The organism is Pseudomonas sp. S1_G07, from assembly GCF_054668565.1.
In genome coordinates, this window is record NZ_CP162778.1 from 2,277,791 (window position 1) to 2,292,240 (window position 14,450).

Annotated in this window: 12 protein-coding genes and 1 pseudogene; 6 read left to right on the forward strand and 7 right to left on the reverse strand. The window is 61.7% G+C overall.

Annotated features, from left to right (window positions below; genetic code table 11):
• Nucleotides 1–68 precede the first annotated feature (68 nt).
• Entirely contained in the window at nt 69–839 is a 771-nt protein-coding gene (locus AB4O05_RS10330) for a MipA/OmpV family protein (protein ID WP_460131219.1), read from the reverse strand.
• 229 nt (nt 840–1,068) lie between these two features.
• On the opposite strand from AB4O05_RS10330, the gene AB4O05_RS10335 reads away from it, so the two are divergent.
• Genes AB4O05_RS10335 through AB4O05_RS10360 form a run of 6 tightly spaced genes read left to right on the forward strand, consistent with a single transcriptional unit; the run spans nt 1,069 to nt 8,401 of the window.
• Nucleotides 1,069–1,779, forward strand: a complete 711-nt coding sequence (locus AB4O05_RS10335) for an HAD-IB family phosphatase (protein ID WP_460131217.1) — start codon at nt 1,069–1,071, stop codon at nt 1,777–1,779.
• Entirely contained in the window at nt 1,772–3,166 is a 1,395-nt protein-coding gene (locus AB4O05_RS10340) for an aspartate aminotransferase family protein (protein ID WP_460131216.1), read from the forward strand. The genes AB4O05_RS10335 and AB4O05_RS10340 overlap by 8 nt, the downstream gene beginning before the upstream one ends.
• Nucleotides 3,163–4,089, forward strand: a complete 927-nt coding sequence (locus AB4O05_RS10345) for an alpha/beta hydrolase (RefSeq protein WP_460131215.1) — start codon at nt 3,163–3,165, stop codon at nt 4,087–4,089. The genes AB4O05_RS10340 and AB4O05_RS10345 overlap by 4 nt, the downstream gene beginning before the upstream one ends.
• Nucleotides 4,090–4,120: 31 nt before the next feature.
• Complete coding sequence (locus AB4O05_RS10350; protein WP_460131214.1) at nt 4,121–5,248, forward strand: GNAT family N-acetyltransferase; 1,128 nt, start codon at nt 4,121–4,123, stop codon at nt 5,246–5,248.
• Complete coding sequence (locus tag AB4O05_RS10355; RefSeq protein WP_460131213.1) at nt 5,245–7,014, forward strand: sensor histidine kinase; 1,770 nt, start codon at nt 5,245–5,247, stop codon at nt 7,012–7,014. The genes AB4O05_RS10350 and AB4O05_RS10355 overlap by 4 nt, the downstream gene beginning before the upstream one ends.
• Nucleotides 7,004–8,401, forward strand: a complete 1,398-nt coding sequence (locus AB4O05_RS10360) for a sigma-54-dependent transcriptional regulator (RefSeq protein WP_460131211.1) — start codon at nt 7,004–7,006, stop codon at nt 8,399–8,401. The genes AB4O05_RS10355 and AB4O05_RS10360 overlap by 11 nt, the downstream gene beginning before the upstream one ends.
• A 32-nt stretch (nt 8,402–8,433) precedes the next feature.
• On the opposite strand, the gene AB4O05_RS10365 is transcribed toward AB4O05_RS10360, so the two are convergent.
• The 6 genes and pseudogenes from AB4O05_RS10365 to AB4O05_RS10390 form a co-directional block, all read right to left on the reverse strand.
• Complete coding sequence (locus AB4O05_RS10365) at nt 8,434–8,772, reverse strand: GlpM family protein (protein ID WP_460131210.1); 339 nt, start codon at nt 8,770–8,772, stop codon at nt 8,434–8,436.
• A gap of 10 nt (nt 8,773–8,782) precedes the next feature.
• Nucleotides 8,783–10,132 carry a two-component response regulator AauR gene (gene aauR / locus AB4O05_RS10370; protein ID WP_460164872.1) on the reverse strand — a complete coding sequence of 450 codons (1,350 nt, stop codon included), beginning with the start codon at nt 10,130–10,132 and terminating at the stop codon, nt 8,783–8,785.
• Nucleotides 10,129–12,030, reverse strand: a complete 1,902-nt coding sequence (aauS, locus tag AB4O05_RS10375; RefSeq protein ID WP_460131209.1) for a two-component sensor histidine kinase AauS — start codon at nt 12,028–12,030, stop codon at nt 10,129–10,131. Before aauS ends, aauR begins: the two co-directional genes overlap by 4 nt.
• A 158-nt stretch (nt 12,031–12,188) precedes the next feature.
• Nucleotides 12,189–12,923 carry an amino acid ABC transporter ATP-binding protein gene (locus AB4O05_RS10380; protein WP_460131208.1) on the reverse strand — a complete coding sequence of 245 codons (735 nt, stop codon included), beginning with the start codon at nt 12,921–12,923 and terminating at the stop codon, nt 12,189–12,191.
• A gap of 4 nt (nt 12,924–12,927) precedes the next feature.
• Nucleotides 12,928–13,590: pseudogene (locus tag AB4O05_RS10385) on the reverse strand (amino acid ABC transporter permease); the annotation flags it as partial.
• Nucleotides 13,590–14,336 (reverse strand): amino acid ABC transporter permease, encoded by a 747-nt coding sequence (locus AB4O05_RS10390; protein ID WP_046034435.1) that lies wholly within the window; start codon nt 14,334–14,336, stop codon nt 13,590–13,592. The pseudogene AB4O05_RS10385 and the gene AB4O05_RS10390, both read right to left, overlap by 1 nt.
• Nucleotides 14,337–14,450: the final 114 nt, after the last annotated feature.

Sequence of the window (14,450 nt, forward strand, 5' to 3'; positions counted from 1 at the left end):
ATGCCGCGATGAAACAGGGCCCCCATGCGGGAGCGGCGAGCCCGCTCCCCTATTTGGTTCGGGGGAAATCAATTGAAGGTATAGCTGACCGCCGTCTGCACCTGGCGCTGGTTCACCTCGCCGACCTGCTTGACGATGCTGCTGTCCGCCGCCGAGCCCACCAGGTGTACCCAACTGGCGCTGGTCAGCAGTGACCAGTTGGCCGCCAGCGGGAACTGAAAACTCTGGCTCACAGTGACGTTCTGGAGACCGCCGCTGGCCTTGTATGCCTGAAAACCGGTGGCTGCGGCCTCGTTATCATCCACGCTGAAATACGCCTGGGTCTGGCGCGCATCGGCGAAGTGCGCCACCAGGTCGCTGCTGCCGATGATCCCGCCACCCAGTGGGTAGCCCAGTTCGCCGCCGACCTTGCCGAGTGCGCCGCTCTGCGCATGGCCGCCGCCGACGGCCTGGCCCAGCTGAGCGTAGACGCGCCAGAAGTCGGCCGGCGCGTACTGGATAAACCCCCCGACTTCGGCCATGTCCGCCACCGTGCGCAGGCCCTGCAGCGAACCGTTGGCGGTGCGCCCCGGCAGGTAATTGATGTACGGGCCGGCGCTGAAGCCTTGGGTTTTCAGGGCACTCCAGGTCAAGCCGTCATCGGTGTCCAGGCTCACGTCGCCCCAGTCCAGGTCGAGGTAGGGCACGGGCCGGGTTTCGTAGCGGCTACCGGTCGGGTCATGGGGTTGGTAGCTGAGGCCTGCACCGACGTCGCCGGAGATACCTTCAGCCAATGCCGTATCGGAAACACTCCACAGGCCAAGCAAACCCGCCAGTGCGGCGCATGTGATCCTCAACATGGTCATGGTTCCTTGATTGAACACACGCGCATGAACGCGCAAAGCGCGGCGCCTGTGCAAGCACTCATCTTGTTTGTAGCAAGCTACAAAAATTGTAGCTGCCCCTGACACAAATCACCTGCGAATAGCGGGAAAACCCCGGCCCCGCTGGGTTATCGCCAATTGGCACAGTCCCTGCTCTACCCCTGTGGCAAGCGCATGCAGCGCGCCCTCTTCCAGGTAAACGCAGATGATTGACTGGCATATCGTGTGTGACTTCGATGGGACCATTACCCCCACCGATGTCATCGACAACGTCCTCCAACGCTTCGCCGGCCCCGAGTGGGAAACCATCGAACAGCAATGGCTGGACGGGCATATCGGTTCGCGCGAATGCCTGAGCCGCCAACTGGCGCTGATCAAGGCCACCCCCGCCGAACTGCTGGCGTACTTCGACAGCGTCGAGATCGACCCGGACTTTCCGGATTTCGTCGATCACGTCATCGGCCTGGGCGCGTTCATCGAAGTGGTCAGCGACGGCATCGAGCAAGGCATCGCGCGCATCCTGTCGCGCAACTACGTGAGCCTGCTGCCGATCCTCGCCAACCGCCTGCGCCAGGTCGACCAGACCAGCTGGCGCATCGACTTCCCGTACTCAAGCGACGCCTGCCGCGCTGCGTCCGGCAACTGCAAGTGCAAATCCACGCCGCGCAACAAGCGCGTGCTGGTGATCGGCGACGGCAAGTCCGACATGTGCGTGGCCTCCACCGCCGATTTCGTCTTCGCCAAAGGCAGCCTCGCCCGCTACTGCGAGGCCAACAACATTCCTCACGCACGCTTCGACACCTTTGCCGAAGTGACTGCATTGCTGGCGCTGCTACCTCAGGGCATCGCCGCCAACGCCAGCGCTTTTGCCGGCGACCTGTCTACCGAAAATCAGGAACTCTTCCACCATGTCTGATATCCGCATCGCTACCGCCGAAGACCAGATCCTTCTGGATAAAGAAGCCAAGTACTGCTCCTACGGCGACACTGTTCACTACATCGAACCGCCGCGTATTTTCAGCCGTTGCGAAGGCTCCTATGTGTGGGACACCGAAGACCAGGCCTACCTCGACCTGCAAATGTGGTACTCGGCGGTCAACTTCGGCTACGCCAACCCGCGCTTGAACAACGCGCTGAAACAGCAGATCGACACCCTGCCGCAAATCGCCAGCCAGTACCTGCACAAAGGCAAGATCGAGCTGTCGGAAATGATCGCGGTGGACGCCAAGAAGAAATTCGGCCTCGACGGTCGCGTGCACTTCAACGTTGGCGGTTCGCAGTCCATCGAAGACTCCCTGAAGGTCGTGCGCAACGCCACCAACGGCAAGAGCCTGATGTTCGCCTTTGAAGGCGGCTACCACGGGCGCACGCTGGGTGCCTCGTCGATCACCTCCAGCTACCGCTATCGTCGCCGCTACGGCCACTTTGGCGAGCGCGCGCAGTTCATTCCGTTCCCGTATCACTTCCGTGGGCCTAAAGGCATGACCAAGGAAGAATACGGCAGCCACTGCGTGCAGCAATTTGCCCGGTTGTTCGAGACCGAATACAACGGCGTGTGGGACCCGAAGGTCGGCCAGAGCGAGTACGCCGCGTTTTATGTCGAGCCGATCCAGGGCACCGGCGGCTACGTGATCCCGCCGATGAACTTCTACCGTGAACTCAAGCACGTGCTCGACCAGCACGGCATCCTGATGGTGTCCGACGAAATCCAGATGGGCTTCTATCGCACCGGCAAGCTGTGGTCGATCGAACACTTCGACGTACAACCGGACGTGATCGTGTTCGGCAAGGCGCTGACCAACGGCCTCAACCCGCTGGGCGGCATCTGGGCCCGTGAAGAGTTGATCAACCCGAAGATCTTCCCGCCAGGTTCGACCCACTCCACCTTCGCCTCCAACCCGTTGGGCACGGCGGTGGGCCTGGAAATGTTCAAGATGACCAACGAAGTCGATTACGGCGCGATGGTGATGGCCAAGGGCAAGTTCTTCCTCGAAGGCTTGCAGGACCTGCAAAAACGTTTCCCGATCATCGGCGATGTCGACGGCCTGGGCCTGGCCCTGCGCTGCGAAATCTGCGGCCCGGACGGCTTCACGCCAGACAAGGCAACCCTGGACTACATGGTCGAGGAAGGCATGAAGGGTGACATGGTGGTGGATGGCCAGAAGCTGGGGCTGATCCTCGACGTGGGCGGTTACTACAAAAACGTGATCACCCTGGCACCGTCCCTGGAAATCAGCTACCCGGAAATCGAACTGGGCCTGAAATTGCTCGAGCAACTGCTGGTGCGGGCGACCAAACGGTGAAGCCGGCAGAGATCGACCTCGGTGAAGGTGATGCCGGCTTCGTTCTCGGTGATGGTCCGGTCGGGATCCTGTTGATCCACGGCCTGACCGGCACCCCGACAGAATTGCGCCAGGTCGCCAAGGGCCTGGCCAAGGCCGGCAATTGCAGCGTGTATGTGCCGACCCTGGCGGGACACTGTGGCGATAACAGCGACCTGCAGGCCACCGGCTGGCGCGACTGGTACGAAGGGGTGCGCAAGACCTTCGTGCAGGTTCGGCAGCGGCATGCGCAGGTGTTTGTCGGCGGCTTGTCCATGGGCGCGGTGATGTCGATGTACCTGGCGTCGGAGCATCCGGGCCAGGTCGCCGGGCTGCTGATGTACTCCACCACGCTCAAGTACGACGGTTGGAGCATCAACAAAATGGCGTTCATCACGCCGCTGCTCATCCGCATTCCGTTTGGCGTGCGGCTGTTTCGATTTACCGAAAAACCGCCCTACGGCATCAAGAACGAACGCCTGCGCGCCATCGTTGAACGACAGATGAAAGAAGGTGAGAGCAGCGAAGCGGGCTTGCTGACCATGGAGGGCGTGACGGTGCGCGAGTTGCACTGGATGAACGCGGTGGTCAAGAAACGCATGCCGTCGATCAAGGTACCGGCCCTGGTGTTGCACTCCATCGAGGACGACATCACCAGCCGCTGGAACGCCGACTATGTCGAGCGCCACCTCGGCGGGCCGGTGACCAAGATCCTGTTGGACAACTGCTACCACATGATCACCGTCGACCTGCAATACCGCCGGGTGATTGAGTTGAGTGCGGAGTTTGTCGAGCAGCACGCGAGCTTAAAACCCATGCAGGACGATGCGGGCGCCTCGGTCTTTCAGATGCACCGAGGTGATGCCATCGCAGCCGCGCCGGGGCTCGACAGCTCCCACATTTGATCGGCGCTCACCACAGAAATAAGGGAAACCTGTGATCACCACTCAAGCCTTCCCGACCATCCGGGCCATCCAACGTAGCGCCTGGAACGACTGCTTTCCCGGTGCCCTGGAGAGCTGGGACTATTACGTCGCCGTGGAAAGCGCTGCCATCGAGGATTTTCAGTGGCGTTACCTGGCCGTTTATGAGAACGGAACAGTGGTGGCCGTGGCCGCCGCGTTCATCACCCATTACCGCCTCGACACCACCGTGTCGGGTGCCGGCAAGCGTTTGACCGAACGCCTGGAGCGACTGTGGCCGGGTGTTTTGCAACTGGGGTTGTATGCCATCGGCTCGCCGGTGGCCGAGCGCTGCGACGCCGGGTTTGCCAGTAACGTGCCCGAGGCGCGGCGCCCGCTGTTGCTTGAGCAGCTGTTAAAAGCCGCGCGCCAGGACGCTGATGAGTTCGGCATCGGCCTGCTGGCCGTCAAGGATGCGCCCTCCCGGGACCCGCATTGGCTCGAGAGTTGTCGCGCCGCGGGTTTCCAAAGCATGCCAAGCTTGCCCACCGGCGTGCTGCCGTTGCCCTATGGCTCGGTGGACGCTTACCTGGGCTCGCTGGGTAAATCCACGCGCAAAGACCTGCGTCGCAAATTGCGCGCGCCGGGGCCACGAGTAGAGTGGCGGTACACCATCGATGATGTCCTGCCCGAGGTCATGCGCCTGTATGAAGCCACGCTCACGCGGGCCGAGTTGCAGTTCGAGCGCCTGCCCGCCGGCTATTTCACGGGCGTGCTCGAGCGTCTTGAAGGGCGCGCGGTGTGTGCGCTTTACTGGGTGGATGAGCAACTGGTGGCCTTCAACCTGATGCTGGTGGACGAACATCGGCTGGTAGACAAGTTTTTCGGGCATGACGTGAACTTCACCCGCGACTACAACCTGTATTTCCGCAGTTGGCTGACCAATGTCGACTACTGTATCCAGCACAATATCGCGCTATATGAGTGCGGGCAGGCCGGATATGCCAGTAAGCTACGCCTGGGCTGCGAGTTCCACGGCAACAGTGTATTTTTTCGGCACCGCAACCGGCTGGTCAACGGCCTGCTCAAGCTAGTAAAACTGTTTATTCGACCGGATCGTTCCGACCCCGCCATGGCTGCTGCGATAAGCGAAACCCGATGATCACCAGGACCCGCCAGAAAGCCCGCCCCTTTGCCATTTCGCGCTGGAGCGTCCAGCGCAAGCTGGTGCTGGCTTTCTGGCTGGTCAGTGTCATCCCTACCATGATCGCGGCGGAGCTGGCCGCTACCACCCTGTCGCAGATTTTCGACAGCAACGTGCGTATCTGGCTGCAGGAGTCGACCAAGATCGTCAAGGACGAGATCGGCGATATCCTTCACGACAACGCGCGCATGGCCAAGGTGTTCCTGCGCTACACCAGCCCGCCCGAGAACAAGCGCGCTGCCAAACACGATCGGCTGATGGCCGACATCGCCGAAGCCACCGACATCGACGTGGTAGCACTGATCCGAACCAGTGACCACAAGGTGGTGTTCAATACCGTCGCCGATGACATCGTCAAACAGATCAACCTGGCCAATACCACCGCGTTGCAGACGGTCAAGGTGGGCGGGGTATTCACGGGTATCGTGGCCTCGACCTTCGAGACCACCCAGGAGGGCGTCGATTATCTGCTGCTGGTCGGGACTTACCTGGACAGCAGTTTCCTCACCAGTGTGGCCGATGTGCATTCCCTCGACCTGCGCCTGTACCTGGCCAACCCCGACGGCTTTTCCGAGATATTTTCGACCCAGCGCTTTGAGGATCACCCCTCGCGTATTCCCAAGGATGTCGAAACCGCGATGCGCAGCACCAAGCAGCCCAGCGAGCAGTTCACCAATAACTACAGCGGTTTGTACTGGCCGATCTTCAACGATGCCGGCGACTTGCAGGGCGTGATCTTCAGCGGCCTGCTGCGCCACACCAGCCTGGTGGGGTTGGTCAACCAGAGCAATTTGTTCGTGCTGATATTTTTGCTCAGTTCGGCCTTGTCGCTGGCGGCGGGGGTGCTGGTGTCGCGGCGCTTGACCAAGCCTTTGCGGGACTTGTCCCAGGGCGTGGGGGCGGTGATTTCGGGCGACTATGCGCATCGCGTGGAGGTCAGCGGCGGCGACGAACTGGCGCAGTTGAGCAGCACCTTCAACCATATGACCGAGCGGTTGGGCGAGTTGCATCATCTCGAAGCCCAACTGCGTCGGCGTGATCGCCTGCACGCCCTGGGCGAAGTCGCCATGGGCCTGGCCCACGAGATCCGCAACCCGCTGGGCATCATCAAGACCGCCACCCAGTTGTTGCATCGCCGCAGCGATCTGCCGGATACCGATAAGCGCCACTTGGAATACGTGATCAGCGAAGTCAGCCGCATCAACGACCTGATCACCGAGTTTCTCGACTTCGCCAAACCCAACCCGCCGTTGCGCGTGCTGCAGCCGGCGCTTGCGCTGGTGGAGGAAATCCTCGGTTTCTGCGCGCCGGAGCTGGCCACCCATCGCATCGATGCGCACATCGATGACCAGGCGCCGGGGGCGATGATTTACGCGGACACCAAGCAAATCAAGCAGGCCTGCCTCAACCTGATTCTCAACGCCATCGACGCGATGCCGGAAGGCGGGCGCCTGACCCTGGGGATTCGCATGCTCGACGGCAACACGGTCATCAGCATTGCCGACACGGGCCAGGGCATCCCGACAGAAATGATCGAGCGTATCTTTACGCCATTCGTCACCACCAAGGCCTCAGGCACCGGGCTGGGCCTGGCCAAAGTCTATTCGATCATGGAAAGTCATGACGGCAGCATCGAATGCGCCAGCGAAAAAGATGCCGGCGCCACCTTCAGCCTGTACATTCCGGCGATGGGTGAAGACGACGAGGACAGTCATGACGCATAACATTCTGGTAGTCGACGATGAACCCAAGCTGTGTGACCTGCTGGCGTCGGCCTTGGGCCAGAACAACGTGCAGGTGTTCATTGCCGGCAACGGCCTGCACGCGCTCAAGGTGTTGGAAGGGGAAGACATCGACCTGGTGATCAGCGACTGGCGCATGCCGGGCATGGACGGGCCAGCCTTGTTGGCCGAGATCAAGCTGCGTTACCCGCACGTGCCGGTGATCGTGATGACCGCCTACAGCACGGTGAAGAATGCCGTGCAGTCGATGCGCAATGGCGCCTACGACTATATCGCCAAGCCGTTCGATATCGACGAGCTGGACATCACCGTGGCCAAGGCCCTGCAGTTCCGCGACATCCTGCGTGATAACGCTCGCCTGCGCGCCGAGTTGGATGAGCATGCGCAGTTCGACAGCCTGGTGGGCGATAGCCCGGCCTTTCGCAAGGTGCTGCAAGCTATCGATTCAGTGCGTGACAGCAGTGCGACTATCCTGCTGACCGGCGAAAGCGGTACCGGCAAGGAAATGGTCGCCCGCGCCATCCACAAGCATGGCAGCCGTGCCGACAAACCCTTTGTGGCGGTCAACTGCGCGGCAATCCCGGAAGGGCTGCTCGAAAGCGAAATGTTCGGCCATCGCAAGGGCGCGTTTACCGGCGCCGTGGCCGACCGGGTAGGGCGCTTCATGCAGGCCGACAAGGGCACGCTGTTTCTCGACGAAGTGGGCGATATGCCGCTGGCCCTGCAGGCCAAGATTCTGCGCGCCTTGCAGGAACGGGTGATCGAGCCGGTGGGCGACCCCCGTGAGCGCAGAGTGGACGTGCGGGTGATCGCCGCCACCAACAAGAACCTGCTGGACGCGGTGGCCAACAAGGAGTTTCGCGAAGACCTGTATTACCGCCTCAACGTGTTCCCGATTCCGTTGCCGGCCCTGCGTGAGCGCAGGGAAGACATTGCGCCCCTGGCCCGCCATTTTGCCCAGACCCTCAGCGCCACCGCCGGCAAACGCATCACCGGTTTCAGCCCGGAAGCCTTGCAGGCCATGGCGGCGTATCACTGGCCGGGCAATATCCGCGAGCTGCAAAACTGCGTGGAGCGCGCGACCATCGTGGCGGCAACGCCTGTGATCGAGGATATCGACTTGCCCGGTTATCTGTTTGCTTCCAAGCCGAGCGAGGGCGGTGTAGCGGCCCTCCTCAGCGATGGGCCGGGCATTCCCCGGGACCTGGATGCGGCGTTGGCTGAGGTGGAGAAAGCCTACATTCTGGCGGCGCTGCAAGAGAGTCATGGGGTGCAGGCCACGGCGGCGGCGAAGATCGGGATCTCTGAGCGCAGTTTCTGGTATCGCTTGAAGAAGCTGGGTATCCAGGTCGACAAGATAGTCCGCTGATTCGCAGTTCCCACGGGTTTGATCGAGCGGTGTCAGGTGTGGAGGCGTACCCAGATGCTGACAAGCACCGTCGCCGCCATCAGCCACGCCACCGCCGCCACGGCGAGTGACGCTTCCAGGCGCATCCGATCCACCAGCACATACAACGTCGCCAAGTACACAAAGTACGGAATGATCGACCACATCCCGAACAGGATCGTGGTCTTCAGGTCGTCCACCGAACGGCCCTTGCCGACGATGTAGTGGGCGATCAGGGCAAAGGTCGGAAACAGTGGCACCAGCCCCGCGATGTAATAGTTTCTGGTCTTGGCCAAGGCCGCCAGAATCAGTACCACCGCCGCCCCGAGGGCGGCCTTCAATACCAGGTCCACATCGTGCTCCTTAGTGGTTCAGGCCATATTTCTTGACCTTGTCGAACAGCGTGGTCTTGGCCATGCCCAGTTCCTGGCTGGCCTGGGTCAGGTTGCCACCGCTGCGTTGCAGGGCATCGCTGAGCAGGTTGCGTTCAAAGGCTTCCACCGCTTCGGTGAAGGCCAGGCCATGGTTGCCGCTGCCGGCGCCGCTTTTTTTGAAGGCGGGCAGGCCGAGGGCGAAACGTTCGGCGACGTTACGCAGTTCACGCACGTTGCCGGGCCAGTCGTGGCTCATCAGGCTGGAAACCGTCTGGTTATCCAGTGTCGGCGGCGTGCGGTCAAAACGCAGGGACGATTGCTGCAGGAAGTGTTCGAACAGTTGCAGGATGTCTTCACGGCGTTCGCGCAGGGGCGGCAGTTCCAGGGTGACCACGTTGAGGCGGTAGTACAGGTCGCTGCGAAACTGGCTGGCGCGGCTCAGCTCGTCGAGGTCGGACTTGGTGGCGGCGATTACGCGGCAATCCACCGCCACGCTCTGGTTTGAACCGAGGCGTTCCAAGGTGCGCTCTTGAAGCACTCGCAGCAATTTGATTTGCAGGTTGATCGGCATGCTTTCCACTTCGTCGAGGAACAACGTGCCTTCGTGAGCGTGTTCGATCTTGCCGATGCGTCGCTTGCCGGCGCCGGTAAAGGCGTTGGCTTCGTGGCCGAAGATCTCGCTCTCGAACAGATTCTCCGGCAGGCCGCCGCAGTTCAAGGCGACGAACTGATGGGCGTGGCGACGGCTGAAATCATGCAGGCAGCGGGCGACCAGTTCCTTGCCGGTGCCGGTCTCGCCTTCGATCAGCACGTTGGCCGAGGTGTCGGCGACGTTGGCGATCAGTTCGCGCAGGTTCTGCATGGCCGGTGATCGGCCGATGATGCGGCCTTCCAGGGAATCGCGCTCGGCCAACTGGCGGCGCAGCGACCAGACCTCTCGCGCCAACCCGCGTTGCTCCAGGGCGCGACGGGCGACGTCCACCAGTCGCTCGGGGGAAAAGGGTTTTTCCATGAAGTCATACGCGCCATTGCGCATGGCACCGACCGCCATGGAAATATCGCCATGCCCGGTGATCAGCACCACCGGCAGGCTTTTGTCCAGGGCTTTGAGGCGCGTGAGCAGCTCCAGGCCATCAATGCCCGGCAGGCGAATATCGCTGATCACAATGCCCGCGAAGTTCTCGCCAACACGCTTCAAGGCCTCTTCGGCGCTGGCCACGCCAACGCTGGGTATATCTTCCAGCGCCAGGGCTTGCTGGCAGCCGAGCAACACATGGGGATCGTCTTCGACGATCAGCACGGTGAGGTCGTCTGTAGGGGCTGTAGCGTCTGGATTCATGTCGAGTCAGCTCCATGAGCGCCCACCAGTGGCAGGCTCAGGACAAAGGCGGTACCACCACTGGCCGGGTGCTCCACCGCGAGGTTGCCGCCGGTGGCCGCCGCGAGGCTGGCGGACAGCGTCAGGCCCAGGCCCAGGCCTTGCTCGCCGGGTTTGGTGGTGAAGAACGGTTCGAACAGATGCTTGCGTGCCTCGGGGTCGATGCCGTGGCCGTTGTCGCGCACGTACAGGCGGTATCTGCCCTCGCTGCTGCTGCCTTCCAGCCACAGTTCGGGGGCCGGCTGCGCCTGCATGGCGTCGAGAGCATTGCCGATCAGGTTGACCAGGATCTGCTCCAGGCGCGTCTGGTCGATCTGCAATTGAGCGTTGGCGAAGTCGCGGTGCAGGGTCAGCGCCGGGCTGTCCAGGCGTGGGCCCAGTACCTGGAACGCGGCGTCCACGGCCTTGCTCAGGCTGGCTTCGCCCTGATCGTCGCCGCGCCGGGCAAAGGAGCGCAGGCTGGCGGTGATGCGGCCCATGCGATCGATCAATTCGTTGATGGTCTTGAGGTTGGCGCTGGCGGTGTCCAGCGCGCCACGTTCGAGGAAGCGCACGGTGTTGCCGGACAGGGTGCGCAGCGCGGCCAGGGGCTGGTTCAACTCATGGGCGATGCTGGTGGACATCTGGCCGATGGCCGCCAGTTTGCCGGCCTGCACCAGTTCGTCCTGGGCGCGGCGCAAGGTTTCTTCGGCCTGGCGCCGTTCACGAATCTGGCCCTTGAGCCGTTCGTTGCTGGCGCGCAGGTCGGCGGTGCGTTCGGCGATGCGTCTTTCCAGCTGGCTGTTGGCTTCCTGCAAGGCTTCACGCGCGGCGAGGCGGGTGGCGATGACCTTGCGCCGCTCGTTCCAGGCAATCAGAAAAAATGCCACCAGGCCAAAGACGACCGCTACCAGGATGCCCTGGTTGATCGCCTCGCGGCGCAGGTCGTTGAGTGGGGTGAGCAGGGTGAAATTCCATGGCGTGTCGTTGAGCGGACGGGTTTGCGCCAGGTAGCTGACTTCGTGTTCGTCGTTGACCACTTCGCTGTTGGCCGGAAAGGTGAGTTTTTCCGCGCTTTCGTTCAAGCGCTCACGGGCCAGGGGTTCCAGCTCGTTCAGTGTGGCCCAGTAATACTGCAGGCTGTGGGCCAGCCGGTCCTTGGTGTCATCGCTCAGCGGCCGCACGGCCTTGAGGCGGCGGGCCGGGTCACTGGAAAGGATGATGATACCGTTCTCATCGCTGACGAAGGCTTCCAGGCGCGCGCGTTGCCAGCGTTCTTCGAGGGCTTCCAGGCGGACCTTGACCACCGCGACACCGATGATCTTGCCATGCTCTTCGAGGCCGTGGGCCAGGTAATAGCCGGGTTCGCCATTGGTGCTGCCGATGCCATAGAACCGGCCGGGCTGGCCACGTACTGCGTTCTGGAAGTAGGCGCGAAAGGACAGGTCTTCACCCTGGTAACTGTCGGCATCGCGCCAGTTACTGGTAGCCAGCACACGGCCGGTGGTGTCCATGACGTAGATGGCCCGGCTGCGACTGCGTCGGTTCAGGCCTTCGAGGTAATCGTTGACCGCTTTGCGGGTTTCCTGGTTCGGGTCGGCCAGCAGCGTGGATACGCTGGTTTCCAATTCCAGCAGGCTGGGCAGGTAGGTGTATTTGCTCAGTTCGCTTTCGACGGTGCGGGCATGCAGCTCCAGCTGGCGTTCGCCCGTGTCGCTGAGGGTGCGGATGCCATAGTACTCACTGATCCAGAAGCCGATATAACCCAGGCCGATCATCAGCGCGATGATCAGCGGCGGCAGGAACAGTTGGCGAATCAGACGGGGCTTCACGGCAAGTGATGGCGGTGCGGCGCGATAGAGGTTGGGGTCGCATTTCATCACAGATGCCTTGGGTCAGCTACCGCTCACCCTTTCCTGTAGGAGCGAGCTTGCTCGCGAAAAAGCCAAGGGCACCGCGTTCATCCAGGATGTGCGCGTCATCGTTGTCGTTTTTCGCGAGCAAGCTCGCTCCTGCAGGAGGAGCGAGCTGCGGCTTTTTAGTGCTGCAGGATTTTCTCAAGGAAGTGCTGCGCGCGTTCGGAGCGGGCGCTGATGTCGCCGAAGAACTCTTCTTTGGGGCAGTCTTCGATGATCTTGCCGGCGTCCATGAAGATCACGCGGTCGGCTACTTTGCGGGCAAAGCCCATTTCGTGGGTCACGCACATCATGGTCATGCCTTCCTGGGCCAGTTGCACCATCACGTCCAGTACTTCGTTGACCATTTCCGGGTCCAGCGCCGAGGTCGGTTCGTCGAACAGCATGACGATCGGGTCCATGGCCAGCGCGCGGGCGATGGCGACACGTTGCTGCTGGCCGCCGGAGAGCTGGCCAGGGTGCTTGTGGGCATGTGCCGACAGGCCAACGCGCTCCAGCAGTTGCAGGCCTTTTTTGGTGGCTTCTTCCTTGCTGCGGCCAAGCACCTTGATCTGCGCGATCGTCAGGTTTTCGGTGATGGTCAGGTGCGGGAACAGTTCGAAGTGCTGGAACACCATGCCCACGCGCGAACGCAGTTTGGGCAGGTCTGTCTTCGGGTCGGCGATGGATGTGCCATCGACCACCACGTCGCCTTTCTGGAACGGTTCCAGCGCGTTGACGCATTTGATCAGGGTGGATTTACCCGAGCCGGACGGCCCGCACACCACGATCACTTCGCCTTTTTTAACCTCGGTGCTGCAATCGGTCAGCACCTGGAAGTCGCCATACCACTTGTTGATATTCTTGATAGAGATCATACGGCAAACCTTTTTGCAGACGCTTGACCAGCAGCGAGGCGGAAAAGCTGATGATGAAGTAGACGACACCGGCGAAGATCAGGAACTCATTGGCGCGACCGATGATGTCGCCGTTGGAGCGGGCGGAGTTGAGGAAGTCCACCAGGCCCACGGTGTAGACCAACGAGGTGTCCTGGAACAGGATGATGCTCTGTTGCAGCAGCAACGGGGTCATCTTGCGGAACGCCTGGGGCAGGATGATCAGGCGCATGGTCTGGCCGTAGGTCATGCCCATCGCTTGCGCCGCTGCCATCTGGCCCTTGGGGATCGACTGCACGCCAGCCCGCACGATTTCACAGAAGTACGCGGCCTCGAACATCATGAAGGCCACGACGCAGGAGGTGAACGCGCCGATCGGTGTGTCTTCGCCGGTGATCCAGCGCAGCACGAACGGCACCGCCAGGTAGAACCAGGTGATCACCAGCAGCAGCGGGATCGAGCGGAAGTAGTTCACGTAGGCGCCGGCCACGCGCGACAGCAGCTTGCTCGACGACAGGCGCATCAGCGCGAGGATCGTGCCCAGGACGATGCCGCCGATCACGCCCATGACCATCAACTGCAAGGTCATGACCATGCCGTTCCACAGGCCTGGCATGGCGGGGATGATACCGCTGAAATCGAAGTCCATTATTTACCCCCCACGGAGATCAGGCCGGGCACCGCGACTTTCTTCTCGACCACGCGCATCAGCAGCATCAGGCTCATGTTCAGGGTGAAGTAGATCAGCGTGGCCAGGGTGAAAGCTTCAAACAGGTTGGCCGAGAACTCGGCGGTCTGCTTGGTTTGCGCCAGCAATTCCATCAGGCCGATCAAGGACGCCACGGAGGAGTTCTTGAAGACGTTGAGGAATTCCGAGGTAAGCGGTGGAATGATGATGCGGTAGGCCTGGGGCAGCAGCACGTTCCAGTAGATCTGTGGCAGCTTGAAGCCCATGGCGCGCGCGGCCGACTCCTGGCCCCGTGGCAGCGCCTGGATACCGGTACGCACCTGTTCGCACACACGGGCGGCGGTGAACAGGCCCAGGCACACGACAACGCTCAGGTAGGCCGAGGTGGTCGGGTTCAGGTCTTGTTTGTACCAGTCCTGCAGGTTTTGCGGCAGCATGTCCGGCACCAGGAAGTACCAGATGAACAGCTGAACCAGCAGCGGCACGTTACGAAACAGCTCCACGTAGCAGGTCGCAATGCCCGACACGAGGCGGTTTGGCACCGTGCGCATGACCCCCAGAATGGAGCCCAGCAGCAAGGCGATAATCCATGCCACGACAGCGATGGCGATGGTCCAGCCCAGGCCGGCGATATACCAGTCGAGATAAGTCTCGCTGCCAACGCCGGTGGACTTGAAGAATACGCCCCAGTCCCAGTTGTAGTTCATTAGGGTCTCCCCTCGAGATCGATCGATGTACAAGCACCCGCTTGGGGAAAATCCATTCCCGCCTGGCGGTGAACGCCAGGCACACACGATCGGCTCGAAAACCGCCCGGTCGAG